The organism is Streptococcus mitis (assembly GCF_003942865.1).
Classification (GTDB): domain Bacteria; phylum Bacillota; class Bacilli; order Lactobacillales; family Streptococcaceae; genus Streptococcus; species Streptococcus mitis_BI.
The window spans coordinates 199284-217047 of sequence record NZ_RJNZ01000003.1 but is presented as its reverse complement, the minus strand read 5'-3'; the positions used below and the strand labels follow the sequence as shown (position 1 = coordinate 217047).

General features: G+C 40.6%; 18 protein-coding genes and 2 riboswitches. Of the genes, 2 read left to right on the top strand and 16 right to left on the bottom strand.

The annotated features are described in order from the left end of the window. Window positions 1-51 precede the first annotated feature (51 nt). Complete coding sequence (locus D8845_RS04240) at window positions 52-1392, top strand: sodium-dependent transporter (RefSeq protein WP_125452615.1); 1341 nt, start codon at window positions 52-54, stop codon at window positions 1390-1392. A gap of 40 nt (window positions 1393-1432) precedes the next feature. Here D8845_RS04240 and manA read toward each other — a convergent pair whose 3' ends face one another. The 9 genes from manA to D8845_RS04195 all read right to left on the bottom strand — a co-directional run bounded on the left by manA (window position 1433) and on the right by D8845_RS04195 (window position 10880). Further along, window positions 1433-2377 carry a mannose-6-phosphate isomerase, class I gene (manA, locus tag D8845_RS04235; RefSeq protein ID WP_125452586.1) on the bottom strand — a complete coding sequence of 315 codons (945 nt, stop codon included), beginning with the start codon at window positions 2375-2377 and terminating at the stop codon, window positions 1433-1435. A gap of 258 nt (window positions 2378-2635) precedes the next feature. Then, window positions 2636-2896 (bottom strand): SemiSWEET family transporter, encoded by a 261-nt coding sequence (locus D8845_RS04230; protein ID WP_001291476.1) that lies wholly within the window; start codon window positions 2894-2896, stop codon window positions 2636-2638. A gap of 251 nt (window positions 2897-3147) precedes the next feature. After that, window positions 3148-4722, bottom strand: a complete 1575-nt coding sequence (locus D8845_RS04225) for an ATP-binding cassette domain-containing protein (RefSeq protein ID WP_125452585.1) — start codon at window positions 4720-4722, stop codon at window positions 3148-3150. A 143-nt stretch (window positions 4723-4865) separates the two neighbouring features. Continuing rightward, window positions 4866-5072 (bottom strand): hypothetical protein, encoded by a 207-nt coding sequence (locus D8845_RS04220; RefSeq protein WP_125452584.1) that lies wholly within the window; start codon window positions 5070-5072, stop codon window positions 4866-4868. Window positions 5073-5249: 177 nt separating this feature from the next. Further along, window positions 5250-5597: a VOC family protein gene (locus tag D8845_RS04215; protein ID WP_125452583.1), complete on the bottom strand. Its 348-nt coding sequence runs from the start codon at window positions 5595-5597 to the stop codon at window positions 5250-5252. A 154-nt stretch (window positions 5598-5751) separates the two neighbouring features. Next, window positions 5752-7527 (bottom strand): pyruvate oxidase, encoded by a 1776-nt coding sequence (gene spxB, locus D8845_RS04210; RefSeq protein WP_000191811.1) that lies wholly within the window; start codon window positions 7525-7527, stop codon window positions 5752-5754. Window positions 7528-7849: 322 nt separating this feature from the next. Further along, window positions 7850-10093, bottom strand: coding sequence for a heavy metal translocating P-type ATPase (locus D8845_RS04205; protein WP_125452582.1), 2244 nt, complete (start codon window positions 10091-10093; stop codon window positions 7850-7852). Window positions 10094-10102: 9 nt separating this feature from the next. Further along, window positions 10103-10474, bottom strand: coding sequence for a cupredoxin domain-containing protein (locus D8845_RS04200; RefSeq protein WP_125452581.1), 372 nt, complete (start codon window positions 10472-10474; stop codon window positions 10103-10105). A 10-nt stretch (window positions 10475-10484) separates the two neighbouring features. Further along, entirely contained in the window at window positions 10485-10880 is a 396-nt protein-coding gene (locus tag D8845_RS04195; RefSeq protein ID WP_001167205.1) for a CopY/TcrY family copper transport repressor, read from the bottom strand. A gap of 183 nt (window positions 10881-11063) precedes the next feature. Continuing rightward, window positions 11064-11161: riboswitch (TPP riboswitch) on the top strand. Between the two features lie 83 nt (window positions 11162-11244). On the opposite strand from D8845_RS04195, the gene thiD reads away from it, so the two are divergent. Next, a complete protein-coding gene (gene thiD / locus D8845_RS04190) occupies window positions 11245-12036 on the top strand; it encodes a bifunctional hydroxymethylpyrimidine kinase/phosphomethylpyrimidine kinase (RefSeq protein ID WP_125452580.1) in 792 nt (263 codons plus the stop codon). 148 nt (window positions 12037-12184) lie between these two features. On the opposite strand, the gene thiE is transcribed toward thiD, so the two are convergent. Genes thiE through D8845_RS04155 form a run of 7 tightly spaced genes read right to left on the bottom strand, consistent with a single transcriptional unit; the run spans window position 12185 to window position 17443 of the window. Further along, window positions 12185-12817, bottom strand: coding sequence for a thiamine phosphate synthase (gene thiE / locus D8845_RS04185; protein WP_125452579.1), 633 nt, complete (start codon window positions 12815-12817; stop codon window positions 12185-12187). Continuing rightward, window positions 12810-13613, bottom strand: a complete 804-nt coding sequence (locus tag D8845_RS04180; RefSeq protein WP_125452614.1) for a hydroxyethylthiazole kinase — start codon at window positions 13611-13613, stop codon at window positions 12810-12812. Before D8845_RS04180 ends, thiE begins: the two co-directional genes overlap by 8 nt. Beyond that, complete coding sequence (gene thiW, locus D8845_RS04175; protein WP_050102563.1) at window positions 13613-14137, bottom strand: energy coupling factor transporter S component ThiW; 525 nt, start codon at window positions 14135-14137, stop codon at window positions 13613-13615. The genes D8845_RS04180 and thiW overlap by 1 nt, the downstream gene beginning before the upstream one ends. A gap of 13 nt (window positions 14138-14150) precedes the next feature. Further along, on the bottom strand, window positions 14151-14834 hold the full coding sequence (gene tenA, locus D8845_RS04170) for a thiaminase II (protein ID WP_125452578.1): 684 nt from the start codon (window positions 14832-14834) through the stop codon (window positions 14151-14153). Between the two features lie 10 nt (window positions 14835-14844). After that, window positions 14845-15495 carry an energy-coupling factor transporter transmembrane component T gene (locus D8845_RS04165; RefSeq protein ID WP_125452577.1) on the bottom strand — a complete coding sequence of 217 codons (651 nt, stop codon included), beginning with the start codon at window positions 15493-15495 and terminating at the stop codon, window positions 14845-14847. A 1-nt stretch (window position 15496) separates the two neighbouring features. Then, entirely contained in the window at window positions 15497-16882 is a 1386-nt protein-coding gene (locus tag D8845_RS04160; protein ID WP_125452576.1) for an ATP-binding cassette domain-containing protein, read from the bottom strand. Then, window positions 16883-17443: an ECF transporter S component gene (locus D8845_RS04155; protein ID WP_049497440.1), complete on the bottom strand. Its 561-nt coding sequence runs from the start codon at window positions 17441-17443 to the stop codon at window positions 16883-16885. It lies immediately after the preceding gene. A 156-nt stretch (window positions 17444-17599) separates the two neighbouring features. Next, window positions 17600-17688: riboswitch (TPP riboswitch) on the bottom strand. Window positions 17689-17764: the final 76 nt, after the last annotated feature.

Below are 17764 nucleotides of genomic sequence, written 5' to 3'. Positions count from 1 at the left end.
GCCAAGGGCAGTAGCTTTTTCTTTTGTAACACTAATTTTAGGAGTTTAACTATGTCTGAAAAATCGCAATGGGGTTCTAAACTAGGCTTTATTCTAGCATCTGCTGGTTCAGCTATCGGACTTGGAGCCGTTTGGAAATTCCCCTACATGACTGCTGCTAACGGTGGAGGAGGCTTTTTACTGGTCTTTCTCGTTTCCACTATTTTAATCGGTTTCCCTCTCTTGCTTGCTGAATTCGCCCTCGGCCGAAGTGCTGGTGTCTCAGCAATCAAAACCTTTGGAAAACTAGGCAAGAATAGTAAGTACAACTTTATCGGTTGGATTGGTGCCTTTGCCCTTTTTATCCTTTTATCGTTTTACAGTGTTATTGGCGGCTGGATTTTAGTCTATCTAGGCATTGAGTTTGGAAAATTGTTCCAACTTAGTGGAACTGGTGATTATGCTCAGTTATTTACTTCAATCATTTCAAATCCAGCCATTGCCCTAGGAGCTCAAGCAGCCTTTATCCTATTGAATATCTTCATTGTATCACGTGGGGTTCAAAAAGGGATTGAAAGAGCTTCGAAAGTCATGATGCCCCTGCTCTTTATCATCTTTGTAGTGATCATTGGGCGCTCTCTCAGCTTGCCAAATGCCATGGAAGGGGTTCTCTACTTCCTCAAACCAGACTTTTCAAACCTAACTAGCGCTGGTCTCCTCTATGCTCTGGGACAATCTTTCTTTGCCCTCTCACTAGGGGTTACAGCCATGCTCACCTATGCTTCTTATTTGGATAAGAAAACCAATCTAGTCCAGTCAGGAATTTCCATTGTAGCCATGAACATCTCGGTATCCATCATGGCAGGTCTAGCTATTTTCCCAGCCATGTCAGCCTTCAATATCCAGTCTGAAGGGGGACCTAGCCTGCTCTTTATCGTCTTGCCTCAACTCTTTGACAAGATGCCTTTTGGAACCATTTTCTACATCCTCTTCCTCTTGCTCTTCCTCTTTGCGACGGTCACTTCTTCCGTTGTTATGCTGGAAATCAATGTGGGCAATATCACCAACCAGGACAACAGCAAACGTGCCAAATGGAGTGCCATTTTAGGAATCTTGACCTTCGTCTTTGGAATTCCTTCAGCCCTATCTTACGGTGTCATGGCGGATGTTCACATCTTTGGGAAGACCTTCTTTGACGCTATGGACTTCTTGGTTTCCAATCTCCTTATGCCATTTGGAGCTCTCTGCCTTTCACTTTTTACAGGCTACATCTTCAAAAAGGCTCTTGCCATGGAGGAACTGCATCTTGATGAAACAATATGGAAACAAGGACTTTTCCAAGTCTGGCTCTTCCTTCTTCGTTTCATCATTCCAATCATCATCATCGTTGTCTTCATCGCCCAATTTATGTAATTAAAAAGGACTTGAGTAGTAAACTCAGGCCCTTTCTTTTTTATGGATGACTAACAATCAATTCCAAACCTTGCCCTTCCAAAGTCCAAGCTTCAACATCACTTGGTAGGATAAAGTGGCTGCCTTTTTGGATTGGATAGTTTTTCCCATCGACAGTCAGTTGACCTTGACCAGCCAAGACACTGAATAAGCTGTAGTCAGCCGTCTTTTCGAAGTCAACTTTTCCAGTAATTTCCCACTTGTAGACAGCAAAGAAATCATTGGATACAAGAAGAGTTGAAAGCAAATCATCTGCTTTGACAGTTACAGGACGGCTATTTGCAGGCTCACCAATGTTCAAGACATCAATGGATTTTTCAAGGTGAAGTTCACGTAAGTTACCATTATCATCCTTACGGTCAAAGTCATAGACACGGTAGGTTGTGTCACTAGATTGTTGTGTTTCAAGGATTAAAATACCTGCACCGATAGCATGCATGGTGCCACTTGGCACATAGAAGAAATCTCCAGCTTTAACTGGTACTTTTGTCAACAAGGCATCCCAATTCTTGTCCTCGATTTGCTGGCGAAGTTCTTCTTTTGACTTGGCATTGTGACCATAGATAATCTCTGAACCTTCATCCGCAGCGATAATGTACCAGCATTCTGTTTTTCCGAGTTCGCCTTCATGCTCCAGTCCATAAGCATCGTCTGGGTGAACTTGAACGCTGAGCCAGTCGTTGGCATCCAGAATCTTAGTCAAAAGCGGAAATACAGGTTCTGGACGATTGCCAAACAATTCACGGTGCTCTGCATATAAAGTAGCAAGATCTGTTCCCTCGTAGCAACCATTGGCAACTTTAGAGACACCATTTGGATGGGCTGAGATAGCCCAATATTCCCCTATTTTTTCACTTGGGATGTCATAGCCAAACTCATCACGTAGCTTGGTTCCACCCCAAATTTTTTCTTGCATAACTGATTGTAAAAATAATGGTTCTGACATCATATTCTCCTGTCTGATTTTTCTCCCCTCATTATAGCAAAAAAAGAGTTCGAATTGAACTCTTTTTAACATCTTATAAAGTAGGGAGAAAATTTTATAAAAATAGTAACGATATACTTTTTTCTTTGATAGAGACGAACATAAAAGACTCTTGTAAAGCTAGCTGTCACTGGACTTTTTCCCTCAACTCTCATTCAAAAATTACTTTAATGAAGCATCTATTTTCATAAACGAACAAAACTGAAACCAGTCTTCTTTTTAAATCAAAGCTGTAATAGCCGTCACAAGGCCAAAAACAATACCTGGAGCATTGGCAGCAGCAAGAGGAATATCTCTTTCTTTCTTGAAAAGACCGTAGTAAACCCAGAGACTACAGTTGATGGCAGCAACCAAGGGCTGGATGAAATTTCCTTTTTGACCAGCCAGATTGTTCATAATTTGTGGGAAGTAAGACACATACATCATAACAGACATGAAGGTCGCTACCCAACCTAAAACTTTCATTTGTTTTTCGGACATTTTCAAAACCTCTTTTATTCTTTTATGCTTTTTATTTTATAATATGATGCAAAAATAAGCAAGAGTTTGAGAGTTTTGTTATAAAAATGTAAACTATTACAATCTTGTGATAAGAAAGCAGAGTGAAGTTAGGAAAAGTATATATAATCAGAAAAACGCATATTGTTATGTATTGAAAAATCTTGATACTGGGTGTTTTATTGCTGAAATATTTACTTTATTTTCTGATAAAACTGACTTTTCAGCCAGAATCAATATTTTCCTAAATCTACAACTTGTTGATATCTACTTTCATCATCAATATGATGGGCAATTTCTAACATCATAACAGGAAGAGAAAATAGTAGTTCATGTACCATGAGGGCGTTTTCTTTATCTAGGGTTGCGGTCACTTCATCAGCCAATAACAGATTTTTTTTACGAAGAAGGAAACGTGCCAATTCAATCCTTACTCTTTGTCCCCCAGAAATATTCTCCCCGTTATTTTTGATAATAAAATCCATTCCACCCGTCAATTCCAAATCTAGTTTGACTTGTTTCAAAACAGCAAGCAACTCTTCCTCAGAAAATTCTTGTCCTAAGGTCAGATTATAACGCACTGTATCGTTAAAGAGAAATGGATGTTGGCTAATAATTCCTATACTGGATACAAAACTTGATGTACATTCATTAACAGTTGTCACACCGATAATTTCTCCCTCATCTGCTATTTCTTCTCCAGTAATGAGTCGAAACAAGGTTGACTTACCACAACCACTCGGTCCTTTGATTAAAACTTTCTGACCTGCTTGAACATCCAAATTTAGATGAGTAAAAAGTTGTCTGTCACCATAGGTTTTACTTAAATTTTTAATGTGCAGAGCATTCAATTCTTGCGCATCTTTTTTATCTATCTGTTTTACATCTCCAATTTCTAATACTCCAAAAATCTTATCTGCTGTCGTTTTTGCCCCTTGTATATCTACAGCATCATACATAATAGTCTGAATAGGGCTCACCAGCTGACCTGCTGCGATGTACATGGCAACAAGACTTGCCACTGACACTTTCTGCCCAGCCATAGCAAAGTAAAAACCTAAAACAAGTGGTAAAACTTGGCTTAAGAAGACCATGAAACCGTTGCAAAAGAAAATTATATTATGGGTAAAGCAAAATTTTTGAATGGCTAGTTGATAATGTCTATTAATCTTCCAAAATCTGTTCTGATTTTCAGAAATTGCTTGGTTCATGAGTAGAGTATGTGCTCCTCGGATACTATCAGATACTTGATTATGCACTTCTACTCTGCCTTGTGCCATGTCATCACCAGTATGTTTGAGTCTTTTATTCATCAAGAACTGAGGAATAGGACGTAAAATAGTGAAAAAGACAAAAATACTACCTAGTAACAAATTTTGCGAAATAATATAAATCGCTGTTAGTAATGCTACAAAACTCCAGCAAATGATATTAACGTATTTTTCTAAGTAATTATCCCCCAAATACTCCATATCTTGTGTGAGCATGGTGATTTTTTCATCTTCGTTAAAATCTTTATTTATCATCAGCTTGTCAAATAAATCTGCCCTCATATTCATTTGAATTTCACGTCGAAAAACATTATGTGTATGATTACAAAAGAGCATTAAGCTATACAAGACGAAGTATACTGTAAAGCCAAAAACAGCAAACTGTATGATTTTAGAATAAGTCAGTTCTCCTTGATTTAAGGACAAAGCTTGTGATACGACTAAGGGTTGAGCAAGAGCCAAACCTCCATTTGCCAGTGCACCGATGATTGTATAAAACTTCGTTTTCTTATCCAGATAGTGAAATATTTTATTCATAATGCCCTCCTAGAAAAAGAGAGAGACTAGCCACCCTCCCCATTTTTATATAAACTTAACAAATATTACAATTATTGCTTACAACTTCAGCTTTTTTGCAACCTTTTTGTTTTTCTTAATAGACATTTTTTGCTTACCCCTCTCTAGTCCACATCTAAAATATCTTCATAGCAACCAGAAATAGCATAAAGTGCTAGATTTTTACGAATTTTCTCTTGCATATTCTTACAAATCACAGAAGAGCTTAATTCCGTAATATGCTTGGCCATTGGACAAAATCCTGATTTACAAACTAAAGCAAAGGGACATGTTTTACAGTCTTCTCTAACAGACAGAAACCATTCTTTCATATGAATCTTATTTTATACTGTTATGTTTTTATTATAAGATTTTAGAAAAACTCTGTCAATTGTTTATATGCAATTGCTTTATATTAAAAAGATCGGATTGCTCCGATCTTTCAATAGTTCATATTCTCACATTCTGTTTTAAGAATAGTTAAGGTTATCTTCAAATAACTAAACGCCTTATTTCATACGATAAAAATCAAGCACTAGACCAGCAGGGCCTTTAACTAATAAGGACTCTGTTCCCCAATCCGTTTCAGAAATACCGTGTAAAATCTCGACACCGTTCTCTTTTAAACGTTGGTAATTCTGATTGAGATCCTCAACCTCGATATGAAGAATGATTCCTGACTGAAAATCTTCCAAAGGAATCAAATGATTTTGGGACAACATCAGACAGTGACTACCAATCGTAAATTGAGCAAAACTGTCATCAACATAATCGGACTTTTTATCCAAAATACGCTCCAAGTCAGCACAGACTTGGGGAACATCTGAAACGATAATATCTAATTGATTTAAATTCATTTACTATCCTCCATAAAAAGACCGGATTGCTCCGATCTTTTCAAGTTTCTCTCTATGAAAATCAAAGAATAAACAAGGCATCAAACCGCAGGCAGTACTGGAGTACGGCAAGGTGAAGATAACGCAGTTTACATTTGATTTTCGACGAGAGAAATTATTTAATTGCGCGTGATTGCAACCCTTCTTCTTCCAAGAAGAGGCGGAATGGTACGAGTTCTTCTGCTTCGTATTTTTCCTTGAAGGCTTTGATTGCTTCTTCTGAGTGAAGTTTTGGATCCAATTCAAGTACTTCTACTGGAAGTGGACGGTGTTCAGTGATGCGAGCATCGATAACAACAGTTTTACCTTCTTTGCTCAATTTAACAGCTTCTGCAACAACTGCATCGATGTCTTCGATACGGTCAACTGTAAATCCAACAGCTCCTTGAGCTTCAGCGATTTTCGCATAGTCAGCATTAGGGAAGTCACAACCAAACAAGTGTTTGTTTGTGTCTTCGTATTTGTCCTTGATGAAGGCATATTTACCATTTGAGAAGACAACGTTGATAACTGGAAGGTCGTATTGAACGTTTGTGATAACGTCTGGGTAGCACATGTTGAATGCACCGTCACCCATGATGTTCCATACTTGGCGATCTGGATTGTCTTTCTTAGCAGCGATACCACCAGGAAGGGCAATACCCATTGTCGCAAAGAGTGGAGATGTACGCCACATGTTCTTAGGTGTCATGTGAAGGTGACGAGTAGATGTTTGAGTAGTGTCACCTACGTCGATTGAGTAGATAGCGTCTTGATCAGCATGTTTGTTGATTGCATTGTAAACTTGATACAATTGCAATTCACCCTCAGTTTTACCTTCGAGTTTGTTCATGTAATCACGCCAGTTTTGGTTATTCTTAACGTTTGCACGCCACCATGGAGTTGATTCAACTGGGTTTACTTTGTCAAGGATAGCTTTAGCTGCTTGACCTGCGTCACCAAGGATTGAAGCGTCTAGGGCATGACGTTTACCAAGTTTGTAAGGGTCGATATCCACTTGGATAAATTTTTCAGTATTCTTGAATGCTTCGTAAACTTCAGCAAATGGGAAGTTTGAACCAAGGAAAAGAACTGTATCTGCTTCAAAGACCACTTCGTTGGCTGGTTTCCAACCAACACGGTAAGCAGAACCTGTCAAACCTTCATAGTTCCATTCGAAAGCTTCAAAGTTTTTACCAGTTGTGATGATTGGTGCTTTGATTTTACGTGACAATTCAGTGATCACTTCACCAGCTTTCACACCACCGTAACCAGCATAGATAACTGGACGTTCAGCATTGTTCAAAATTTCAACAGCTTTGTCGATTTCAACTTCGTTCAAAGCAGGAGCGATGAATGAACGCTCGTATGAACCTGATCCATAGTATGAGTTTTCGTCGATTTCTTGGAAACCGAAGTTTACTGGGATTTCAACAACAGCTGGACCTTTTTTAGAAACTGCAGCACGGCAAGCTTCGTCAATTACTTTTGGCAATTGCTCAGCGTAAGCTACACGTTTGTTATATACAGCGATACCGTTGTACATTGGGTTTTGGTTCAATTCTTGGAAAGCATCCATGTTCAATTCGTTAACTGGACGTGATCCAAGGATTGCTAGGAATGGAGTGTTATCCATAGCTGCATCGTAAACACCGTTAATCAAGTGAGTCGCACCTGGACCACCTGAACCAACTGCAACCCCGATTGAGCCACCGAATTTAGCTTGCATAACCGCTGCAAGAGCACCTGTTTCTTCGTGGCGAACTTGCAAGAAGCGGATATCTTTATCTTCAGCCAAAGCGTCCATCAATGAGCTGAGTGTTCCTGATGGGATACCGTAGATTGTGTCTACGCCCCATGTTTTCAATACGTTAAGCATTGCTGCAGATGCAGTAATTTTCCCTTGAGTCATAATGATAACTCTCCTTCAAATATTTTTAAATCTACTAAAAAAGGTTTCATATAGTTTTTGAAAACGTTTCAGTAAATTTTTACAATACTAATTTATCACATTTATTTTGACTTTACTAAGAATCTGCTCAGAAGTTTTTATTCTCTATTACAGTACAGTTTGAAATCGTTTTTAGCTTCTGTTTTATAATACTCAATGAAAATCACAGAGCAAACTAGGAAGCTCGCCACAGGTTGCTCAAAGCACAGCTTTGAGGTTGCAGACAAAGCTGACGTGGTTTGAAGAGATTTTTGAAGAGTATTAAAAGCGAGCAAGCCCGCTTTTAATCTATTTTACTAAAGTTTAGTAAGAGTGAACTAGTCAGAACAGATACAGAACTAAAGGCCATGGCTAGACCAGCTAGTTCTGGATTGAGGGCCAGTCCAACACCAGAAAAGACTCCTGCTGCAATCGGAATTCCGGCGACATTGTAGATAAAGGCCCAGAAAAGATTGAGCAGAATTCGATTAAAGGTTTTCTTACTCATGTCAAAGGCACGAACCACGCCTAGGAGGTTATTGGTTGTCAACACTAAATCTGCTGACTCGATAGCGATATCCGTTCCAGCTCCCATAGCAATCCCCACATCTGCTACACTAAGGGCAGGAGCGTCATTGATACCGTCCCCAACAAAGGCTACTTTTCCAGTCGCTTGTAGTTTATGGATTTCATGGGCTTTTTCTTCTGGTAAGACACCTGCAATGACCTCTTCGATTCCGATCTGATCGGCAATAGCACGCGCCACACCTGCATTGTCTCCTGTCAGCATGACTGTTTTAAGACCTCGTTTTTTCAACTGACTGATGGCAAGCTTAGCATTTTCCTTAGGAATATCTTGCAGAGCAAGCAAGCCTTTGATTTCATTCTCAACAGCCAAGAACACAACTGTCTTAGCTTCTTTTTCCAGTTCTTCTAGTTTTTCTTGATAAGTGCTAGAAATGTTCATGCCATCCAGTATTTTAGCATTTCCAAGCAAAACTTGTTTTCCATTGATTTGCCCTGAGACACCTTTTCCGTGCAAGGCTTGGAAATTTTCAACAGTGTGAAACTCAAGTCCAGCTTCACTCGCTCGTTTCACAACAGCTTCAGCCAGTGGGTGTTGAGAAGCTTCTTCCAAGGAAGCTGCCAATCCAAGCACTTCTACTTCGTCGCCGATGATATCTGTGACCACAGGTTTCCCTTCCGTCAAAGTTCCTGTCTTATCAAAAACAATAGTTTGGACTTTCTGGATTTCCTGTAGAACCGTTCCATTTTTAAGGAGAACTCCCATCTTGGCACTGCGACCTGTCCCCACCATAAGGGCTGTCGGTGTTGCAAGTCCCAATGCACAAGGGCAGGCAATAATCAGAACTGCTACTCCATAGAGAAGCGAAGACACAAAGCTCGCTCCAAGCACAACTACACTATCCCTGAGCAAGACGAACCAAACCCAAAAGGTCACAATCCCTAAAATGACGACTGCTGGGACAAAAATCCCTGAAATCTTATCCGTCAAGTCCTGAATCGGTGCACGGCTTGTCTGGGCTTTCTTCACAAAGTCTACAATCTGTGCCAAAACAGTCTCTGAACCAACTTTTTCTGCCCTAAAAACAAGTGTTCCACTATTATTGATGGTGGAGCCAATGACGGTATCTCCAACTGTTTTGTCTACCGGCAGGCTCTCACCTGTCACCATAGATTCATCAATACTGGACACACCTTCGACTACAACACCATCAACCGCAATCTTTTCACCTGGTCGTACTCGAATCAGGTCGCCTACCTGAACTTGGTCCAAGGAAACTTGAACATAGCTATCATCACGCAAGACTTCTGCTGTTTTAGCCTGCAAGTCCAGTAGTTTCTCCACAGCTTGTGAAGTATTTTTCCGCATTTTCTCCTCAAAAACGGCTCCCATAAGAACGAAGAAGAGGATAAATCCAGCACTTTCAAAGTAAACAGGAAGACCTGCAAAGAGGGCAACTAGACTATAGCCATAGGCTACTAGGGTTCCCAGCGCAACCAAGGTATCCATATTAGCATTGTGCTTTTTAAAGCTGGCCCAAGCGCTCTGGATATAAGGACCACCCGCCACCAACATAATCGGTGTTGTGGCTAAAAAGGTGCCCCAACGCATGACTTGGTGACTAATTCCTCCTGTCGTCATCCCAATCATGAGGATTACAAGAGGCACAGTAAAGATACTAGTAATCCAAAAACGCTGTAAAAGTGATAGAGATTTTCGAGTCTTTTCAACAACTGTATAACTTCCCTTTTGCATCTTCATACCACAAGAAAATTCATGTTGACCTAATTCTTGAGGTGTAAAACGAATGACTTTCTCCTCATCTACGCCGATTGGTTCCAAGATGCCTTCTTCTTCAAATAGAATTTCCTTGTAACAGTTTGAAGGAGTTGCTCGATGAAAGGTAATCTCAGCTGGAATCGCTTTTTGAAGCTGTATATGAGCTGGATGGTAGCCTTTGTCTGCCGTGATACGGATTTTTTGAACACCATTTTCAACACTTGCTTTTACAATTTCAGTCATATCATTCTCCTATTCTACAATCATCTTGCCGTGCATCATATTCATGCCACAAGAGAAACCATACTCTCCAGCCTGGTCAGGCGTGATTTCCACTACATACTCTTCACCCATTGGCAGGTCCGCATGTACACCAAAATCTGGAAAAACAATTTGGTCCAAACATGGTGAAGGATCCTTGCGGTCAAAGACAATGCGGGCTGGCACTGATTTCTTGAGGATAATCAACTCAGGCGTATAGCCCCCCATGACTTCCACTCGAATCTCTTGGTAGCCCTTTTTTTGCTGGGCCTTTTGTCCAGATTTTTCAGGCTTTTTGAAAAACCAAAACAAGATAAACGCGATAAGGGCAATACAAACAATGGTTACAATAATATTTAACATGACGTCTCCTTTACATACAATTACATCTTACTTCTGTTACAGCGCTTGATTTCTTCTCAGAAATCACAGCTTCCAAGTCTTCCAAGTCAGCCTGAGTAAAATCACATTCAGCAATCAAATCAGCCAACAAGTTCTTAATCCTACGAGAACAAACCTTGTCCTTGATATCTTGGACAAGTAAATCCCGACTTTGGTCCAAAGTTAAAAGGGCTGAATAGACAAAGGACTTGCCTTCTTTTTTCCGAGTCAGACACTCTTTCTCAACCAGACGAGCCAAAAGAGTTTGAATGGTCGACTTGGACCAATCGAACCGCTCCGCCAGAACCCTGATCAAATCCGTACTGGTCTGCTCTCCTTGCATCCAAATAATCTTCATGACCTGCCATTCTGCATCTGAAATCTGCATAATCACACCTCCTAAATCTACATTTGTCGATTACAATTATTAGTATACTTCAAAAATCTACATTTGTCAACTATGGAATTAATCTTTTCTTTGAAAAATTGAATTTTAACCCTATGATAAAGGATTTGCAGTCAAATCTTACTATATAAACTATAAAAATATGCTATACTAAAGAAAAAAGAAAACAACCACTAGGGGTGCGTAAAGCTGAGATTAACAACTGTTAGACCCTTTGACTCAATCTAGGTAATGCTAGCTGATGGAAGTGGAAATGATAATGGGGACTAGCAGTCTTCTATTGCCTTTCTAAAACAGACTAGCTTGTTCTTAAGAATACAAACTTCAGTTGGTTGGGAGGTTTTAGATGACTTATTTACCCGTTGCTTTAACCATTGCAGGGACTGATCCTAGTGGTGGTGCTGGCATTATGGCTGATTTGAAGTCATTCCAAGCTAGAGATGTCTATGGAATGGCTGTTGTGACAAGTCTTGTCGCTCAAAATACCAGAGGCGTTCAATTAATCGAGCACGTTTCTCCTCAAATGTTGAAAGCTCAATTGGACAGTGTCTTTTCGGATATCAAACCTCAGGCTGTAAAAACTGGGATGTTGGCAACTACTGAAATCATGGAAATCATCCAGCCCTATCTTAAAATGCTGGACTGTTCCTACGTCCTTGACCCTGTTATGGTCGCAACAAGCGGTGACACCCTGATTGATGCCAGTGCCAGAACCTACCTAAAAACAAACCTGCTTCCCCTTGCAACCATTATCACTCCGAATCTTCCTGAGGCAGAAGAGATTGTTGGTTTTTCAATCCATGATCCTGAAGACATGCAACGTGCCGGTCGCCTGATTTTAAAAGAATTTGGTCCTCAGTCTGTTGTTATTAAAGGTGGGCATCTCGAAGGCGGTGCCAAGGATTTCCTCTTTACCAAGGATGAGCAATTTGTCTGGGAAAGTCCAAGAATTCAAACCTGTCACACCCATGGTACTGGGTGTACCTTTGCTGCAGTAATTACGGCTGAACTAGCCAAGGGCAAAAGTCTTTATCAGGCAGTCGATAAGGCCAAGGCCTTTATCACAAAAGCCATCCAAGATGCTCCTCAACTCGGTCATGGTTCTGGCCCAGTCAACCATACAAGCTTTAAAGATTAAAAAAACTCTCTAGTTCCCACTTTAAGGGAATTAGAGAGTTTTTGTACTTCTTCAAACTAGGTCAGTTTTATCTGCAATCTCAAAGCTATGTTTTGAGCAACCTGCAGCTAGCTTACTAGTTTGCTCTTTGATTTTCATTGAATATTAATTAGGAAATAATGTCATCCAACTTTGTTAAAAAGGCCTTTGTTTTTGCCTCTATATCTTCTGCCTGCATCAAATCACGCACTACAGCTATACCAGCTATGCCAGTGCCAATAAGTTGGTCAATGTTCTCTGACGTCAAGCCTCCAATAGCAACTACTGGAATGTCGACCCTTTGGCAAATTGTCTTCAAGGTTGAAATCAGCGTGATAGGCGCATTTTCCTTGGTCGTGGTTGGGAAAATGGCTCCTGTCCCCAAGTAATCTGCTCCCCCTTCTTCTGCCTCGAGGGCTCTTTTTACCGTTTTAGCTGTTACACCGAGTATTTTTTCAGGGCCTAGGACTTTGCGGGCAACCGGAACTGGCAGTTCATCGTCTCCAATATGCAGACCAGCAGCATCAACCGCAAGACAGATATCCAAACGATCATCGATGATCAAGGGTACCTGATAGGCATCTGTTATTTCCTTGACTTGTTTTGCCAGTTGATAATATTGATTGGTTGTGAGATTTTTTTCTCGTAATTGGACTATGGTAACCCCTGCACGGCAAGCCGTCTCAATCTTTTCAAGAAAACTTTCCACTGAATCTTGGTAGCGATTGGTTACCAGATACAATCTAAGTGCTTCTCTATTCATAAACATCTCCTTTGATATCATCTAGCCAGTTTTCATCTCTTTTGAGGAGCGAAAGCTGATTGAGTACTTGGTAACGAAAATCTTCCAATCCCATTCCTTGAACAACGATTTTCTCAGCAGAGATATTGAGATAAGAGACTGCCAAGCAAGAAGCTTCAAAGGCAGTCTTTCCTTGGCTGAGAAAAACAGCTGTTAAGGCTCCAACCAAGTCTCCTGTCCCTGTTATCCAGTCTAATTCTGCACAGCCATTCTCCAGTAAAACAACTTGATTCTCTGAAACGATGAGGTCCTTGGGGCCTGTGACTAAGAATGACATACCTGGATAGGTCTGACACCAGTATTTCAAGACTTGAAGCAAATCCTCAGTTTCTTGATCTTTAGCACTGGCATCGACCCCAACTCCGTGGTGTTTTAAGCCAACAAGACTTCGAATTTCTGACATGTTTCCTTTGAGGACCGTAGGTCTATAGTCTAAAAGGTCTCTGACTAAGCTCTTACGAATATAGGAAGTCGCTACGCCAACCGCATCTACTACCATTGGAAGAGAAACTTGAGCTGCATAAGAAGCTGCCATACGGATTGCTTTTTCCTTCTCAGCTGACAAATGTCCCAAATTGATGAAGAGTGCCTGGCTTTGCTTAGTAAAATCAAGAACCTCACGGGGATCATCTGCCATAACTGGTTTACATCCCAGAGCCAAAATCCCATTTGCTAGCATCTCACAGGAAATCTCATTGGTAATGCAGTGAATGAGGGAAGTCATTTCCAGAGGAAAAGGATTTGTCAATGCCTGCATCATTCTATCCTTTCAGCAAAGAAATATCCCTGCACTTTTTTAAAGAATTCCTGCTTGATTAAAAATCGAAAGGCAATAAAGGAAATCGCTGTACCGATTAAGGTTGCTCCGAAAAATCGAGGAGTGTAGATAAACCAGCTGAGCTTAGCCGCTGATCCTGTAAAAAGCACCATAACAGGATAGGAAACAATAGAACCAATAATACCTGTTCCCAAAATCTCTCCTAGAGCGGAATAATGAAATTTTCGACCATACTTATAAAAGAGACCTGCTAGAAGGGCTCCAAAAGTCGCTCCTGTGAGAGCTAAAGGCGGAATCCCTTGAGTCGTCATACGGATAAAGGCTGTCACTGTAGCCATAGCCAAAGCATAAACAGGTCCCATCATGATTCCTGCTAGAATATTGACTACACTGGACATCGGTGCCATTCCCTCAATCCGAAAGATAGGTGTAAGGACTACATCAAGGGCAATCATCATAGATAAAATGGTTAATTTGTGAACTTGTAATTGGTGTTTTCTCATGTTTCTATTCTTCTCACTTTTCTAAAGACTGTAAATCACTCTTCCATGTCTGGTGTTGGTAGGCCATTTCCCAAAACTTGGCTTCCATGTGAACACTAATGTGGAAGGCATCTAGCATTTTTTTCCTGTCTGTCTCGTCACTTTCTCGATAGAGTTGATTAACCAGCGCTCCCTCCTCTCTGATCTGTTGCTCTAACTCATCCGTAATATAAGTTTCAATCCATTGTTGGTAGAGAGGATTTGGTGATGGTTTAAGATTAAGTGATTTGCCTATATCATGGTATAGCCAAGGACAAGGCAGCAAACTTGCAAAGGCAATGGCTAGATTTGCTTCTTCAAATTGACGATAAATGTGAGAGATATAATGATAGCAGGTGGGAGCGATTGGATGTTGCTCCATTTCCTGATCGCTGATTTCCAATTCCTTGAAAAATTGTTGGCGGATAAATAACTCACCCTCCACTAGACTCTGAGCATTTTGTTTCAAGAGTCTTTTCATCTCTTGGTTTGAAGTCTTATCAGCCAAGAGGTGATAGGCTTCTGAGAAGGCCTTCAAATAGTAGGCATCCTGAATCAAGTAATAGCGAAAGATGGACGAGTCTAAATTTCCCTCTTGCAACTGTAAAACAAAGGGGTGATGAAAGGAAGCCTGCCAAGCTTCCTTGGATAATTCCATCGCAATATCTGTAAATTCCATAATATCTCCTTTATAAAAATAGACTGGTTTGAAGCAATAAAAAGAAAAGTAGGTAGATTAATTTTGTTTTTTTAGGAATATAAAAAGTCCGATAGCTATTCTCCACCTGTGCATGTTCGTCATATCCATGCGCCGACAGAGCTCTCAGATAAAGATGCCGCCATCTAAAAACCGTCATCAGAACCTTGCTGTAAATCAAGGGAGACCAAAAATGCAGTTCTTGACCGCGTAACAAACAGGCCTCCTTTAAAGATTTAATTTCCTTCTGAATCAGAGGAAAAGCATTGAAAACCACAATCAAGGCATAGGCCCAAGAACGTGATAGCCCCTTTTGAGCCAAGTACAAGAGAAGCTCTTTTAGGGAAATGGAGAAAACAAAGACAAGGCCGATACAAACCGTCACAAAGGCCCTCGTTCCAAGCATGATTGCCTGCGAAGCATCCCCGTGTAACTGAACTGCCCAATAGTTGGCCAAAGATGGCAAAATGGCAAGCAGAATCATCCAAGCCAACATCTTAAATCGACGGTAATAGAGCATAAAGAGAATACAAAATGCGACTACCGAAAGATTCAGAGCAATCGAAGGAATGAAAGATGTTTCCAAGGATAAAATCAGCAAGAAGAGACTGATAATCGGTGTCTGGGTTGCTACTTTGACCATACTATCTCACCTCCCCTTGAGTATTGCTACTCTGAGATATGAGTGGTTTGGTAATTGTCACTTCTTTCACATGACTGAGACCCTGACTAGTCATCTCAATCCAATAATCAACCACAGAGATCAAGGGATCTAAACGATGGCTAATGATCAGAAAACTTCTTCCTTGATTTCTGTCCTCCACAATCCACTGACAAAAATAATGGCAGGCTCTATCATCCAAACCAGCAAAAGGTTCATCTAGTAAAATCACAGATGCCTTGCTGGTCAAGATGGTCAAGAGCTGAAGAATCTTTTGCTGGCCACCACTTAATTGATAGGGACTCTTATCGAGTGCCTGCTCCAGATCAAAATATTGTAAAGCTTGGAAAATTCGCTGATTTCTTTCAGAATCAGATCCATCTAATTGAAGCTCTTCTCGCAGACTGGCTCTGATAAACTGCTTCTCAGCTTCCTGAACAACACCCGTCAGGTCACGGTACAAACTCTTTTTCTTTTTCAGGACTGTCCCCTTCCAGGTAATGCGCCCCTTATACTTTTGAAATTGAAGAATAGACCGAAAAAGGGTTGATTTCCCGACACCATTATCACCCAAAATACAGGAGATTCCTTGGTAGAATGTAAAATCAGCAATCGAAAAGAGGGGACGCTTATCCAGCTCACAAGTCACACGCTCCATATGGAATAGTTCTGAGCTAGAAGCAACTTCCTTTGAAGCAACCTGTGTCATCTCAGAGGTAGGGATTTGAAACACCTCCCTTAACTGGCCGTCTCTTAGCTCCACCATATGGTCGATATAGGCTTCATAGTCCGTTAAATCATGGTCACACAAAATAACTGTCTTTCCATTAGAAGCCAACTCTTTTAGAATCTCCAATATCTCTATCCTACTCTTGCGGTCAATGGAAGCAAAAGGTTCATCCAAGAGATAGACCCTAGGATTCATAGCAAAGAGAACAGCCAAGGCAGCCTTTTGCTTTTCCCCACCTGATAAGTGATGAATTGGACGGTGCAAAATCGCCTTGCAGCGACATTGCTGGACTACCTCTGCTATTTTTGAATCAATTTCCTGAACGGGATGGCCGATATTCTCTAGGGTAAAAACCAGCTCCTCAAACAAGTTCTCCATGGTAAATTGATGATTGGGATTTTGAAATAGAATACCAACCGTCTGGATACGTTCGATGATAGAAAGCTGACTGACCTCGCTCCCGTTTATCAGGACTTGACCGCTATAGGGAAGAGAACTGACTTGGGCAATCATTTGAAAGAGACTAGATTTCCCTGAACCACTGCTCCCAACTAACAAGGTAAAGGCTTGCCCATGAAAGGTAAAATCAATCGGTTCTGAAAAAATTGGGGACTGAATCTCCCGTAATTCCAGCCCCATCTATGCTTTTCCTCCAGTTGCAAACTGATGATAGAGTTTGACAATGGCACGAACCAAGATAGTACAGAAGAAAAAGACGGAAATAAAACGTACTACAAGCAAGGAAAGAACAAAAGGAAGGGAGAAGGCGTAGTAACCTAACTTAATGTATTCATAGACAAAGCTAACAAGCGTAATCCCAATACTATTGGCAGTTAGAGAGAGCCAACTTTCATAGCGATTCTTGGTTACGATAAAACCAAGTTCACTTCCCAAACCTTGAACCAAGCCAGACAAAAGGGCACCTAGACCGAATTGGCTACCATAAAGAACTTCAGCAAGCGCAGCTAGCACTTCTCCAATCGTTGCGCTTCCCACTCTTGGAACAAAGATGGCAGCAATGGGTGCAGCCATACACCAGAGACCAAAGAGGATTTCATTGGCAAAGGCCTGTAAACCAAGAGGTGCTAAAATCAGGGTGAGGATATCAAACAGATAGCCTGAACCCACAAAAACGCCACCAAAAAAGATAGACAAGAAAGCAAGTAAGATAACATCTTTTAATTGCCATTTTTTCAACATAAAAAACTCCTTTTTTTAAAGAAAAGTGGGGCATTCAAGGAGACCTACCTAAATGCTTTGTATTCAGTTCATCCAGTTTCGTAAAAGAAAAAACTCTAATTACAGATAGAAATTAGAGTTCAGCTTACAAGATTAGATGGTTCGTTTCTATAAATACAAAACCATTTCACATTTCCCTTCGCCAGTCTTAACTGTATCAGGTTCAATGGGTATCATCTCAGCCTAAAGCACCCCAAATGTCTTTATTATTTAATTATATAAATATTATAACAAACGATTTATTCTAGTTCAAGAAATTGAACTGGGAAACACACTCTTGCA